A 13,763-nucleotide genomic window follows, 5' to 3' on the forward strand; every position below is an offset into this window, starting at 1 on the left:
GGCAGGATCCCCCGGGTCGGCAACGGCATCGACATTCATCCGTTCGAGGAGGGCCGCCCGATGTGGCTGGCCGGCCTGCACTGGCCACGGGAGACCGTCGGCGCTGCCGGACACTCGGACGGCGACGCGGCAGCCCACGCGATCTGTACGGCGTTGCTGAGCGCGGCCCGTCTGGGCGACCTCGGCACGAACTTCGGGACCGACGAACCCGAGCTGGCCGGGGCGGCCGGCGTGACGCTGGTGGCCGAGGCGGCCAAGCGGGTGCGCGACGCCGGGTACGAGATCGGCAACGTGACCGTCCAGGTCGTCTGCAACCGGCCGCGGTTCCTGCTGCGCAGGCAGGAGGCCGAGGACGTGCTGAGCGAGGCGTGCGGCGCAGAGGTGTCGGTCGCCGCCGCCACCAGCGACGGCCTGGGTTTCCCGGGTCGCGGCGAAGGCATCGTCGCGATGGCGACCGCCCTCATCTACTGACAGGGTCCGTCGAGAATCGAGCAGTGCGTGCGTCGACCTCGTCACGCCTGATGGTCAAAGGCCCGTACAGCTCGGGGCGGCGGCCGCGCATCCAGCGTTGACCGGTGGCCAGCGGCACCAGGTCCAGGTCGAGGTCGGCGGTGACGACTGCCTCGGCGGGGACCGGGGTCTCGGCGATGATCCGGCCGTAGGGGTCGAGGATCATCGCATTGCCCGTCCGCAGTTCGTCGTCGTCCGGGCCGACTCCGTTGCTGAAGACCACGAAGATCCCGTTGTCGTGGGCCCGGGCCGGCAGCCAGCGCAGCAACCACTCACGACCGTTCGGACCGTTGAAGGCCTCGGTCGGATCCTGGTCCCAGACCTCCAGCGGGATCGGCTTCATCCCGTGCGGACTGCGTGAGTTGGTCCCGCCGGTCTGGTGCGGGGCGAGCAGAACCGTGGCCCCGAGCAACGCGGTGATCCGGACGTTCTCCACCAGGTTGTTGTCCCAGCAGATCAGCACCCCGGCCCGGAATCCCCACGGCGTCTCGAACACCGTGTACGACGATCCGCTGGCGATTGCCGCGTGTTCGAAGGCATGCAGTTTGCGGTGCACGTGGACCTCGCCGGTCGGCAGGCAGACGGCGTACGCGTTGAAGAGCTGATCGTCGGCGGCCTCCAGGAACCCGACTCCGATCCCAGCATCCAGGTCCTTGGCCAGGGCAAGCACCTGACGGATCAGCGGGCCGTCGGCCGGCTGCGCCAGCTCGGCCAGCCTCGAATCGGTGTGCCGCCGCAGGTGCCAGTAGCCGAGCAGGCAGAGCTCGGGGAAGACAACTAGCCGCGCGCCCTCGGCAACGGCCTGCCGGGCCAGCCGCTCAACCGTGGCGAGGTTCTTGGCGGGCTGGTCGGGGACGGCCTGGAACTGGACGGTGGCAGCGCGAAAGAGCGTCATACGGCCATCGAAACGCCCAGCGATCCATCACGTCCAATAGATGTTTGTCGATTTTCCATATCCTGTGGTTATGGACCTGCGACTGCTGCGGGCATTCGTCACCGTCGCCAGGCTGCGGACCTTCGGGGCCGCGGCCGATGAGCTGGCGACCAGTCAGCCCGCGCTCACCAAGCAGATCCAGGTCCTGGAGCGACGGCTCGGGTCGGTGCTGTTCGTGCGTGGCAGGCATGGCGCCCGGTTGACTCCGGAGGGTGAACTGCTGCTGCCTGACGCTCTGCAACTGCTCGAGCGTTCGGAGGCCTTCGAACGCCGGGCCGCTCAGATCACCGCAGGTGTCGAGGGCTCGCTCGCGATCGGCTTCGGTCTGTCCGGGATCGAGCTGGCGCCGCGTGCGGTCGCGCTGTTCCGCAGCCGCTGGCCGGGGGTGTCGGTGTCGCTGGAGGACATGTCGTCGGCCGCGCAGTACGAGCGGCTGCAGGCAGGCGGCCTGCAGATCGGCTTCGTCCGCCTGCCAGTCCCGCCCGGTCTCGAACACCTCCGCCTCCGCAAGGACCGGCTGGCCCTCGCGCTGCCCATCGACCAGGCCGTGCCCCGCGACCTCGCCCGCTGGCTGGACGACCGCCCCCTGGTCCGGCTGACGCCGAGCCGCGGTCCCGGCCTCACTGCGCAGATCAACGGCCTGTACGTCGAACTCGGTTGCCACCCACAAGTACTTCAGGAAGCCGGCGACCTGCAGACCGTGCTGGCGCTCACCGCAGCCGGCGCCGGACCCTCCGTCGTACCGCTCTCTGCCGACCGCATCGCCCCCGGCGAGGTCCGCCTCGTCCCCCTCCCCGGCCGCGCCGCCACCTGGTGGATCGGCGCTGCCTGGTCCACCAGAACCCCCCTCACCGAACGCTTCCTCCAAGCCGCCGCCGAAGTAGCCCGGACGTCCTAGGTACGGCGTTTGCGGGCGGAGCGGGGGAGTAGGGGCAGCTCGTAGGAGCCCAGCCAGGTGGCGAAGATCTCGCGGAGGGCGTCCTGGTCCGCGGAGAACTGGGTGGCCTGGGCGACGAAGTCGGCGGTGGTGACCGAGGCGTGGCGGTAGGTCTTGGTCCAGGCACGGAGCATGTCGAAGAAGGCGTCGTCGCCGAGGTGCAGGCGGATCGCGTGCAGGGTGATGGCACCGCGTTTGTAGAGGCGGTCGTCGAACATGAGCTCCGGACCCGGGTCCGACAGCAGCAGGTCCTGGGGCAGTCCGCGCAGCCGGGTGTAGGCCTTGGACACCTGCTGGTCGGCGCTCAGACCGCCGGACTCTTCCGACCACAGCCACTCGGCGTAGCAGGCGAACCCTTCGTTGAGCCAGATGTCCTTCCAGGCCGACGGTGTGAGGCTGTTGCCGAACCACTGGTGTGCCAGCTCGTGCGCGACCAGTCGCTCCGACGTGCGCTTCCCGTCCACGTGGTTGCTGCCGAAGACCGAGATGCCCTGTGCCTCCAGGGGAATCTCCAGGTCGTCATCGGTCACCACGACCGTGTAGTTGCCGAACGGGTAGGACCCGAACAGCCGGCAGAACAGCTTCACCATGTCCTGCTGCCGGCCGAAGTCGTGCTTGAACTCGCGCAACTCACCCGGCGGCACCAGCGCGCGCGTGGTAACCGGAGTGGTGGCCAGGTCGAGTACGTCGTACCGGCCGATCTGCACGGTCGCCAGGTACGTCGCCATCGGCGCGGCCTGGTCGTAGACCCAGGTCGTGCGACTTGCCTTGACCCGGCGGGACACCAGTCGCCCGTTCGCCAGGGCGTGGTACGGCGAATCGGTGGTGATCGTGATCCGGTAGTGCGCCTTGTCGCCCGGGTGATCGTTGCAGGGGAACCAGGTGGCCGCCCCACTGGGCTGACTGGCCACGATCACGCCCTCGGTGAGCTCGTCCCAGCCGAGGCCGCCCCACGGACTGTCCTCGGGCTTCGGGTTCCCGGCGTACTGGATGTCGACGATGAACTCGCTGCCGTCGGCCAGGGTGTTCGCCGGGGTGATGTGCAGCTTGCCGGCGCGCTGGGTGAAGCGGGAGACCCGGCGGCCGTTGATCGTCACCTTGGTGGCGCGCAGGCCGGACAGGTCGAGTGCGAACCGGGTCAGCGCCTGCTCGGCGACCGCGGTGATGCTGGCCTTGCCGGCCAGGCGGTTGCTGTTGACGCGGTAGTCCAGCTCGAGCTCGTACGACTCGACGTGGTAGCCGCCGTTGCCGTGGCTGGGCACATAGGGGTCACCGGCGGACGACGCTCCCGGGTGCCCGCTCGTTGGGCGGAAGACCATCAGCCCTGCCAGGGAGCGATCGGGTTCCCGGCCCAACGGGTTCCGTCGGGTACACCTTCACCGCGCATCACGAGAGACACCGGGCCGATGGTAGCCCCCGCACCGATTGACGCGGCAGGCAGGACGATGCCGTGCGGTCCGAGGGTGGCGCCCGGCCCGAAGGTGACTGTGCTCATGGAGAGCACTCGATCATGAAACAGGTGGGTCTGCAGCACGCAACCGCGATTCACCGTTGCCCCGTCGCCCAAAGTGATCAGATCGGCCTCCGGTAGCCAGTACGTCTCGCACCAGACACCCTTGCCGATCTTGGCTCCGAGGGACCGCAGCCAGAGCGCGAGGACCGGCGTACCGGCGGCCGCGTTCGCGAACCAGGGGGCGGCGACCAGCTCGACGAAGCTGTCGACCACCTCGTTGCGCCAGACGAACGAGCTCCACAGCGGGTACTCGACCGCGCGGGTGCGGCCGACGATCACCCACTTGGCCACAGTCGCCATCCCGCCCGCGACCGCGCCGGCGGCGAGGATCACCGCGCCGGAGAGCAGCAGCGCCGCCCACGGGCCGAGCCAGATGTCGAGCGCCTGCAGCGCGAACAGCACGCCGAGCGCGATCAGCACGGTGCACATCATCGGGACGAACCGGCACAGCTCGACCAGGGCCCGGGCGACCTTGAGCTTGAGCGGCGGGTGGAACGTGCGGCTCTGGTCACCGGCGATCGCCTGCCTGCGTAGCTTCACCGGCGGCGAACCGAGCCACGACGTACCGGCCTTGGACTTCTTCGGAGCAGCGGACAGTACGGCGACCAGTCCGTTCTTCGGGACGTTGCGACCGGGCGCTGCCATCCCGGAGTTGCCCAGGAAGGCGCGCTTGCCGACCTTCGCACCGGCCACGTGCAGCCAGCCGCCACCGAGCTCGTACGACGCGATCATCGTGTCGTCGGCCAGGAACGCGCCCTCGCCGACCGTGGTCATCTTCGGCAGCAGCAACACCGTCGACGCCTCGACGTCCTTGCCGATCTTGGCGCCGAGCGCCCGCAGCCACCACGGCGTCGCGAGGCTCGCGTACAGGGGGAAGAGCAGCGTACGGGCGGTGTCCAGCAACCGCTCGGTCGCCCACACCTGCCACCCGATCCGGCTCCGGACCGGGTAGTGACCAGCCTTGATGCCGATGCCCAGCAGCCGCACACCGATCAACGTCAGGACGGCGAGAGTGACGAAACCGACCAGTGTCATCAGCGGGATGGCGGCGAGCGCGCGGAGCGCTGCGTCACCGAGTGTCTGGGTGCCCTGGAGCGCGCGGCCGAGTACGAACAGCGCTGCGGCGGCAGCCGCCACCGGGAGCAAGGACATCACCGCGGACTGGACGCCGTACGCCGCTACCCACCAGGGCGCGCGAGCCGGGCGCTCGTCGGGCCACGGGTGCCGGGCGCGGCCGACACGACTGGCCGGGGAGCCGGACCAGCGCTCGGTCGCTGGGACCTTGCCGGAGACGGCAGAGCCGGCTGCGATCTCGGCACTGCGGCCGATGTCGGTGCCGGGGAGCAGCATCGAGCGCGAGCCGACGACTGCATCCGGGCCCACGTTGATCGCGCCGACGATCAGCTGGTCACCGTCGATCCAGTAGCCGGACAGGTCGACCTCGGGCTCGATCGACGCGCCCCGGCCCATCGTCAGCATGCCGGTGACTGGCGGCAGTGTGTGCAGGTCGACGCCGCGACCGACCTTCGCCCCGAGCGCTCTGGCGTAGTACGCGATCCAGGGCGCACCGGCCAGGTTGGCTGCACCGGCTGCGTCGGCCAGGTTCTCCGCGGCCCAGAGCCGGACGTGCACGTTGCCACCGCGTGGATACGTGCCTGGCTTCAGACCGCGTAGCAGTAGCCGGGCACCGACCACCGCGATCCCCATCCGCCCAGCGGGGGTGATCAGCAGCAGCCAGCCGGCCAGGATCCACCACCACGACACCGTGCGGATCCAGGGCAGCGGTCCGGCGAACTGGTCGAGCAGGTTGTTCAGTGTGAACAGGTAGACCAGCCAGCGAACGCCGACCACGGTCTGCAGTACGAGTGTCAGCGCGGTCTGCAGGAGCTGCGTACCTGGCGGTGTCGGCCGGATGTCACGCAGCTCGACCGGCTCCGCCAGCACCTGCGTGGAGTCGTCAAGCCGATCGGCCAGCGCGCCGAGCCGGGGGTACTCGTAGATGTCAGCGACGGTCACCTCGGGGTAGCGCTCGCGCAGCGCGGACACCAGCTGCGCAGCGGCCAGACTGCCACCACCGTGCATGAAGAAGTCGTTGTCGGTCCCGGTGACCTTGGCACCGAGCACCTTCGTCCAGCGCTCGGCCAGCCAGCCCGCCGTACCGTCCAGCTCGGCAGCGGGGCCGTCGGAGTCCATCCCAGGCAGCGGCCAGGGCAGTGCGTTCCGGTCGACCTTGCCGGACGTGCGGGTGGGCAGGGTCTCGACGACCGCGAGCAGCGGCACCAGGGCCGCGGGCAGTGCCTCACGCAGCCGCTCGGTGGCACCGGACTGGTCAAACGCTTCCGGATCGTCCGGTACGACGTACCCGACGAGAAGCTGGTTACCAGCCGCACTGGCCCGTACGGCGGCTGCCGCTCCGGACACCCCGGGTAGTGCCTGCAGGGCGGCGTCTACCTCGCCCAGCTCGATCCGACGGCCACCGAGCTTGATCTGCTCGTCGGCCCGGCCCTGGAAGAGCAGACCGGCTGCCTCGTTCTTCACCAGGTCACCGCTGCGGTAAGCGCGCTCCCAGCCCAGTGTGGGCATCGGGGCGAACTTCTCCGCGTCCTTCGCCGGGTCCAGATAGCGGGCCAGGCCGACGCCACCGATGATCAGCTCGCCGATCCCGCCCTCGGGTACTTCGTTGCCTTCAGCATCGACCACGGCGAGGTCCCAGCCGTCCAGCGGGAGGCCGATCCGGACCGGACCTTCGCCGGTCAGCTGCGCGCCGCACGCGACCACGGTCGCCTCGGTCGGGCCGTACGTGTTCCATACCTCGCGGCCGTCGACGGCGAGCCGCTCGGCCAGCTCCGGCGGGCACGCCTCGCCGCCGAAGATCAGCAGCCGGACCTGATCGAGCGCATCGGCCGGCCAGAGCGCAGCGAGCGTCGGCACGGTCGAGACGATCGTGATCCCCTGTGCGACCAGCCAGGGACCCAGGTCCATGCCACTGCGGACCAGCGAGCGGGGAGCAGGTACCAGACAGGCGCCGTACCGCCAGGCGAGCCACATCTCCTCACAGGACGCGTCGAACGCGACCGACAGCCCGGCCAGCACCCGGTCGTCAGGACCGATTGGCTCCTGCTGGAGGAACATCCGGGCCTCGGCGTCGACGAACGCAGCCGCAGACCGGTGGGAGACCGCCACACCCTTCGGTACGCCGGTCGAGCCCGAGGTGAAGATGATCCAGGCATCGTCGGTGGGCTCAGGTCCGTCCGACCGCCGCGGCGCCGGGAGAGCGTCGGGTGCGTCCATCCGGGCCGAGTAGGGATAGTCGGAGTAGCCGTCGGCGTTGTCGTTCTCCAGCAGTGGCGCCGGCTGCTCGCGCAGCACGGTGAGCTCGAGGTCATCGGCCACGGTCGCGGCGACGGCGGCTTCACCGAAGACCAGCTCGGCGCGCTCTTCCGGGTCGTCCGCATCGACCGGCACGTACGCCGCTCCGGCGTGCAGCGTGCCGAGGATCGCGACGTACAGGTCGTTGTGCCCCGACGAGATCCGGACGCCGACGCGGTCGCCGGGACCGACGCCGGCCGCGGTCAGCCGGGCAGCGAACTTCTCCACCTGGGCCATCAGCTCGCGATAGCTCAGGCTGACACTGCCGTCGTCCAGCGCGGGTTCGTCGGCGTACTTGGTGGCTGTCTCGGACAGCACGTCCACCAATGTCCGCGCCGACGGCGCCAGGTCCCCGCGTCGCAACGTCACGGGCGCATGTTACGCCGCTCGGTTAACGACGCCGGAACGTCGAGCAACGGGTGGACTACTTCACCAGGTCGGTGTTCACCGCGAATGTGTTGCAGGCCTTGTTCGAGCCGATGTTGAAGCCGTTCTGGATCCAGAAGCCCTGGCTGGTGGCCAGTCCGTGCGTCCGCTCGCCTTCCGGCGTTTCCGGGCTCTCACCGAAGCTGTTGCTGGACTGCTCCTTGAACTCGTCCATCCGCTTGCTGAGCGGGTAGGACTGCTCAACGGCCTTGCTGAACACGCCGGCGAAACAGGACGCCTGCAACTCGTTGCGGCGCGACGACTCGAGCTTCTGCTCCGGGTGGTCCTGCAGATAGGACATGCGGGCGTAGAACAAACCACTGATCCCCTGCACGTGGTGCCCGTACTCGTGCGAGATCGTCAGCAGGTACGCGAGGTCCTCCTTCGGCCCGAACGCCTTGTTCATCTGCAGCACGTCGGTGTACATCACCTTGTTGCCGTAGCAGAAGAACGCGAGCACCCGGCCGGACATCGGCGCGAAGTTGCCGCACGGCGTCACCACCGGCTTGTCGAACACCACCAGACCCGGGTCGGGGACATCCTGGCCGATCTCCTTGAAGATCGGACGCCAGGCGTCGTTCAGGCAGGCGAACAGCTTCTGGTAGTAGACCTTCTGCGCGGCCAGACTGCCGTCACCGAGCTTCTCGGCCTGGCAGTTCTGCACCGGTAGTGGACCGGTCCGGTAGATGTTCGCGTTCAGCAGGAAGTCCTCGGCGGTGCCCTTCTGCGGCTTGGTGGTGGCCGTCGGCACGATCGACGGACCGGTCACGCCCGGGCCGGCGGTCGCGTCACTGCCGCGGCCGAGCAGGGCGATGATCACGACCAGTGAGACGCCCAGGAACGCCAGCACCGAGATGCTGAACACGAGGATCCGGATACCGCCGCCACGGCGCTTCGGTGGCTGGAAGCCGTTGAACTGACCACCGGGCGGACCGTAGTACGGCTGGGCCCACTGCCCCTGCGGCTGCTGGTACTGGCCGTACTGCTGCCCCTGGGGAGGCCCGGAGTACTGGCCCTGCCACGGTGCTGCCTGGGGTGGCGGGAGCACACCGGGTGGGGGACCGACCCGGTCCTGGGGACCGCCGTACGGGCTGCTCACCGGTCTTGCCCTCCTGATTTCGCTCGACGAACCGGCACGAGACTACTCTCAACCCATGTCACTGAAGCGCCGCGTCCTCCCGGCCGCCCTGATGATTTGTCTGACCGCACCGATCGTTGCCTTGAGCACGTTGCCCGCACAGGCTGCGGACGACCAGATCTCCGGGTACTCCGCCGCTGCGACGCTGACCAAGGACGGCAAGCTCCAGATCAAGGAGACCGTCGACCTGACCGCCGGCGGCTCGACGTTCAGCCGGACCCTGACCACCCGGGTCCGCGCCGACGCCGAGCGTGACCGGACGTATGACGTGACTGATGTCTCAGCCACGGTGAACGGTCAGCCCGCGCAGGGCTTCAGCGACGAGGGCATCGACGACGGCCGCCGGATCACCGTGAATGCGTCCGGCAAGACCACGGTCGTCTACAGCTACACCGTCGGCAACGTGGTGGCCGAGTCCACCGAAGGCCGTGAGGTGAGCTGGCCGGTCGTCCAGGGGTTCAGCGCCGCGGTCCCGAAGGCGGCGCTGTCGATCAACGTGCCGTTCGCCACCTGGGTGACCTGCTTCGCCGGCCGCGCCGGCTCGAGCATGCCCTGTACGTCGTCCCAGCTGGCGGAGTCCGCCGGGCTGGAGATCACCCAGATGGGCGTCCCGGCCGGCGGCCGAGTGACCTTCCTGACCGGCCTGAGCGACCAGGCGACCGTCCAGCCGAACGCGTCGTACAAGACCCGCTGGACGCTCGGGCGAGCCTTCACTGTCGACGCCGGCACGGTCGGCCTGTCCGTGATCGTGCTCGGGATCGGACTGCTTGGTGCGGCGGCGCTGTGGTTCCTGCGCGGTCGTGATGCTGCCAAGGTCGGCGAGGGCGCGCCGGAGCGTCCGGTGCTGGAGGGTGCCGACGGCCCGCAGTTCGCTGCGCCGGACGGGATCCGTCCTGGACAGGTGGGCACCGTGGTGGACGAGACCGCCGATGTGGTCGACATCACCGCGACTCTGCTGGACCTTGCTGTGCGCAACTACCTGACCATCGTCGAGCTGCCGCACTCGCAGTTCGGCAAGCTGGACTGGGAGCTGCGCCGCCAGCACCAGGGTGGGCCGGAGCTGCTGTCCTACGAGAAGGCGTTGCTGGACGCGGTCTTCGCAGACGGTGACACGGTCGTCGTCTCCGAGCTCGGTGCCGCACTACGGCCGCGACTCAACCTCGTCCGCGAGCACCTGTACGCCGACGTGGTCACGCAAGGCTGGTTCGCGAACCGCCCGGACGCCGTACGGAACCGCTGGACCACTGCGGGAGTCGTGCTGCTCGGAGCGGGCGTCGTACTGACGATCGTGCTGGCCGTAGTCAGCAAGTTCGGTCTGGTCGGCTTCGCGCTGATGCTGGCCGGCCTGGCGCTCTCACTCGCCGGCCAGGCCGCCCCGGCCCGCACCGCCCGCGGCGCCGCCGTCCTCGGCCGAGTGGCCGGCCTCCAGCGCTACCTGGCCGACGAGACCTCCGCCTCACTCCCGCACAGCCACCGCCTCGAGTTCGCCTCCCGCTGCCTCCCGTACGCCGCAGTCCTCGGCCTGACCGAGAAGTGGGCCGCCGAGATCGCCGCCACCGACGATGACGACGACCCCGACGCCGGCATCGGCTGGTACTCCGGCCCCGAGAACTGGCACCTCTCCGACATCGGCGAGTCCCTCTCGAACTTCGTCACCTCCTTCGGCGGCTCCCTGACCACAGCCCGCCGCCTCTTCTGACCCTCGAAAATGAGTTCGGCGCAACCACGTGAGGTGGTTGCGCCGAAGGACCCGAGAGGTGCGGTTGCCTCGGGTTACGCGACTCGGGCTTGGCCGGCTTTGAAGGTGTTGCAGCTGCCGGGGCGTTTGGTGTTGAAGCCGGCGATGTTCCACTGGTAGTTGCTGGCTCGGTTGCCGTGGTCGTGGACCCGGGGGCGGGAGTACTCGTCGCCGGTGTGGGAGATCAGGAAGCGGTAGCTCTGCAGGAGCGGGCCGGTGATCGGGATGAAGGCCGAGTTGATGCCGAGGTAGGCGGCGCCCAGGCAGCTGGCCTGGAGTTCGCGGCGGCGGCTCTCTTCGAGCTTCTGGGCGGCGTTCATGTTCTGGGCGCGCTCGAGGGAGGCGGCCAGGATGCCGGTGCGCTTCTGGATGTGGTGACCGTACTCGTGCGCGAAGGTGCTCAGCATCAGTGCGCGCGCGTAGACCGGATTCGACCTGTAGGCGCGGGCGTCGACGGCGTACGGCATGTAGATGGTCTCGTTGGCACCGCAGTACGCCGCGCGGACGCTGCGCTGTACGCCGCAGGGGGAAGCCACTTTGCCGTTGTAGACGGCGACCTTCGGGCCCCGGTACTTGACCTTGATCTTCTTCATCGCCGGGAGCCAGGTGGCGTTCAGACAGGCCAGTGAGCGGTTGTAGTAGTTCTGCGCCAGCGCGAAGCTGGTCGGCACGAACGGCGGCTCCGGGCACTTCGACGGTGCGAGGAGACCGACGGCGTACAGGTTGCTGCTGGTCACGACCTTGTCGGCGGCCGCGGTGTTAGGACCGGTCGGCGTCGGTGACGGCTTCGGGGGCTCCGAAGTGGGCGTCTGCGACGGCTGGGCCGACGGGGTCTCGGAGGCGACCGGGGCCGGGGTGTCGGTGCCTTGGGGTGCTTCGTTGTCGCCGAGGTTGCCGACGAGGAGAGTGATACCGGTACCGACCACCAGGACGGCCAGGGCGACCAGGCCGATCAGCAACGCCCGCGGTGTCTTGCGGGGCTTGCGTCGGCGGGCCGGGCCGGGCGGCTGCGGGATCGGGATCGGCGGGTACTGCCAGGTCGGCGGCTGCTGGACCGGCTGACCCATCGGACCGATCGGACCGCCACCTGCTGCGTGCCGAGGTCCATTTGTCGGCGCCTGCTGCTCAGGTGCGCCCCACAGGTACGAGCTCTGAGAGTGCTCGGGCGGACGCTGCCCCGGCGGCGGACCGACTGGACGCGCGCCAGGACCACCCTGTCCCGGACCAGAGTGAGCGCCCCACCCTTGCGCGGGCGGCTGCTGGGGTGTGCTCGGCGCCGAGTACGGCGTCTGCCCCGGGCGGGCGCCAGCGGACCCCGACTGGGGTGTGCCGGGCGTGGGTTGAACAGGACCAGGCCGGCCGCCAGTCGGCTGACCGGAGCTGGGCGGGGTCGGGCGGTTGGCCTGAGGCGCGCTGGGCTGACCAGCGGCGGGCTGACTCGGCGTGGGGCGGCCGGAGGTCGGCTGGGTGGGGCGGTTGGGCGGGGGCGGGGTGTGGCTGGGGGTGGCGGGGGTTTCGGGGCGGCGGGCGGTCCAGCCGTCGCCGAACCAGTTGTTCGCCGGGGGCGGCTCCTCGGACCCGGACGGGTCCTGGAACTCGCGTTTGGCCTCGCTCCCGGTCCACCACTGGGGCGACGCTGCGTCCCCGCGCTCCGGGGGAGCGGCGTTCTCGCCGTCCGCCGGTTCGTCCCCCCGTGGTGGGTTACCGCTGTCCGACATCGAAACTCCTCACGACCTTGCTGGGTGTAGCCGTCGACATGGTGCTTCCGGCGCTTCTCGGGGTGCCGAAGCAGCGCACGGTCCTGCGCCCCCCAGGCCTTCGCCGTACGCCCCCGGGACATACTCTGCGTGATCCCGCCGCCGGACGCCAGCCACGACGGCCCGTCGGTGAGCTACTGCACCTTCTTCGGTGACACGACGTAGGTGTTGCACGAAGCTGGGTTGCGGGAGTTGAAGCCGCGCAGGGCCCAGTACTTGTGGTTCGCGGCGTCGCCGTGGTCGTTCTTCTTGTCGGTGACGTTCCCGATCAGCCAGCGCCACTCCTTCGCGGACTGTCCCTTGATCGGGTAGCTGTTCCGGTTCGCGCCGATGAAGATGTCGCTGAAGCAGGACGCCTGCAGCTCGAGCCGCCGGCTGATCTCCAGCTCCTTGGCCGTGGACGGTGCGTTGTACTCCATCCGCCACGAGGCCGACATGATCCCGGTCAGCTGCTGGACGTGGTGCCCGTACTCGTGGGCGAACTGGTGCAGCATCCACATCCGGGCCCACACCCGCGGACTGTTCTGCGGGTACTGGTTGTAGTTGCCGACGTCCTCGGTCAGGTTCATGTAGATGGTCTCGGTGCTGGGGCAGTAGAACGGTGGGCCGGAGTCGTTCCAGCCGCCGCAGGGGGTGGTGATGGTGCCGGTGAAGGTACGCACACTCGGCGGACGGAACTTCGAACCGGACTTGGTGACCATCGACGGCCAGGCCCGGTTCAGGCAGTTCCAGAGGTTCTTGTAGTTCGCCGTGGCCCCGGCGTAGGTCGACGGCCGCGCCTTCGACTCCTTGCAGTTCACCGACCGCATCGCACCGGCCTTGTAGAGGCGGTTCCGTGCCACGATGTCGAGGTTCGTCACCGTTACCGGCTTCTTCGTCGGCTGGGTCCGCGGTGCCGTCGGCCTGACGACAGGCTTGGTCGTCGGTGGCCTGGACGGCGGGCGGACCGGCTGGCTGGTCGTCGGCGTCGGCCGCTCCATCGTCGGTGAGTACGACGGACTGCTGCCGTAGGTCGAGCTGTACGTCGGTTCCGGCCGGCTGCTGTACGGGCCGCCATCACTGCCGTTCTGCTTCAGCGCGCTGGACACGCCGACCAGTCCGACCACACCGACGACGATCACGCCGACCACGGTCAGGGCGACCTTGGCGCCGCCACCCTTCTTCCGCGGTGGCTGCGGTCCACCAGGACCCGGTCCCCACCCGAACTGCGGTTGCCCGGGCGGCGGTCCGTACTGCGGCACGCCGTACTGCGGAGCGCCGTACGGAGGCTGCTGTTGCGGCCACGGCTGTCCCGGCGGCGGGTACTGCCCCTGTGGCGGCTGCTGGGGGTACTGGCCCGGCGGAGGGCCCCACTGGTTGCCTGACACCCGCCCGACGGTAGCGGAGCCGTGGCTCAAGTGGTTTCCGGACCGGCGACTCAAGGTGCGGCTCACCGTGATGG

At 69.5% G+C, this 13,763-nt stretch carries 9 protein-coding genes; 3 read left to right on the top strand and 6 right to left on the bottom strand.

The features are described from left to right. Nucleotides 1–60 precede the first annotated feature (60 nt). Nucleotides 61–471 (top strand): 2-C-methyl-D-erythritol 2,4-cyclodiphosphate synthase, encoded by a 411-nt coding sequence (locus ACFCV3_RS09410; protein WP_376028727.1) that lies wholly within the window; start codon nt 61–63, stop codon nt 469–471. On the opposite strand, the gene ACFCV3_RS09415 is transcribed toward ACFCV3_RS09410, so the two are convergent. Then, nucleotides 461–1,405, bottom strand: a complete 945-nt coding sequence (locus ACFCV3_RS09415) for a nitrilase family protein (protein ID WP_376027978.1) — start codon at nt 1,403–1,405, stop codon at nt 461–463. The genes ACFCV3_RS09410 and ACFCV3_RS09415 overlap by 11 nt on opposite strands. A gap of 70 nt (nt 1,406–1,475) precedes the next feature. Between ACFCV3_RS09415 and ACFCV3_RS09420 the strand changes: the two genes are divergently transcribed. Beyond that, nucleotides 1,476–2,342, top strand: a complete 867-nt coding sequence (locus ACFCV3_RS09420) for a LysR family transcriptional regulator (protein WP_376027981.1) — start codon at nt 1,476–1,478, stop codon at nt 2,340–2,342. Here the strand turns inward: ACFCV3_RS09420 and ACFCV3_RS09425 are convergent. Genes ACFCV3_RS09425 through ACFCV3_RS09435 form a run of 3 tightly spaced genes read right to left on the bottom strand, consistent with a single transcriptional unit; the run spans nt 2,339 to nt 8,788 of the window. Then, nucleotides 2,339–3,700 carry a M1 family metallopeptidase gene (locus ACFCV3_RS09425; RefSeq protein ID WP_376027982.1) on the bottom strand — a complete coding sequence of 454 codons (1,362 nt, stop codon included), beginning with the start codon at nt 3,698–3,700 and terminating at the stop codon, nt 2,339–2,341. The two genes, ACFCV3_RS09420 and ACFCV3_RS09425, sit on opposite strands and share 4 nt — an antisense overlap. Continuing rightward, nucleotides 3,700–7,632, bottom strand: coding sequence for a Pls/PosA family non-ribosomal peptide synthetase (locus ACFCV3_RS09430; protein ID WP_376027984.1), 3,933 nt, complete (start codon nt 7,630–7,632; stop codon nt 3,700–3,702). The genes ACFCV3_RS09425 and ACFCV3_RS09430 overlap by 1 nt, the downstream gene beginning before the upstream one ends. Before the next feature lie 55 nt (nt 7,633–7,687). Continuing rightward, the gene (locus tag ACFCV3_RS09435; RefSeq protein ID WP_376027987.1) at nt 7,688–8,788 is read right to left on the bottom strand and encodes a neutral zinc metallopeptidase; all 1,101 of its coding nucleotides are present in this window, start codon (nt 8,786–8,788) and stop codon (nt 7,688–7,690) included. 55 nt (nt 8,789–8,843) lie between these two features. On the opposite strand from ACFCV3_RS09435, the gene ACFCV3_RS09440 reads away from it, so the two are divergent. Next, nucleotides 8,844–10,526 carry a DUF2207 domain-containing protein gene (locus ACFCV3_RS09440; protein WP_376027988.1) on the top strand — a complete coding sequence of 561 codons (1,683 nt, stop codon included), beginning with the start codon at nt 8,844–8,846 and terminating at the stop codon, nt 10,524–10,526. 74 nt (nt 10,527–10,600) lie between these two features. On the opposite strand, the gene ACFCV3_RS09445 is transcribed toward ACFCV3_RS09440, so the two are convergent. Next, nucleotides 10,601–11,632, bottom strand: a complete 1,032-nt coding sequence (locus ACFCV3_RS09445) for a neutral zinc metallopeptidase (RefSeq protein WP_376027989.1) — start codon at nt 11,630–11,632, stop codon at nt 10,601–10,603. 824 nt (nt 11,633–12,456) lie between these two features. Continuing rightward, entirely contained in the window at nt 12,457–13,689 is a 1,233-nt protein-coding gene (locus ACFCV3_RS09450) for a neutral zinc metallopeptidase (protein WP_376027991.1), read from the bottom strand. Nucleotides 13,690–13,763: the final 74 nt, after the last annotated feature.

Source organism: Kribbella sp. NPDC056345 (assembly GCF_042262745.1).
Taxonomy (GTDB): Bacteria; Actinomycetota; Actinomycetes; order Propionibacteriales; family Kribbellaceae; genus Kribbella.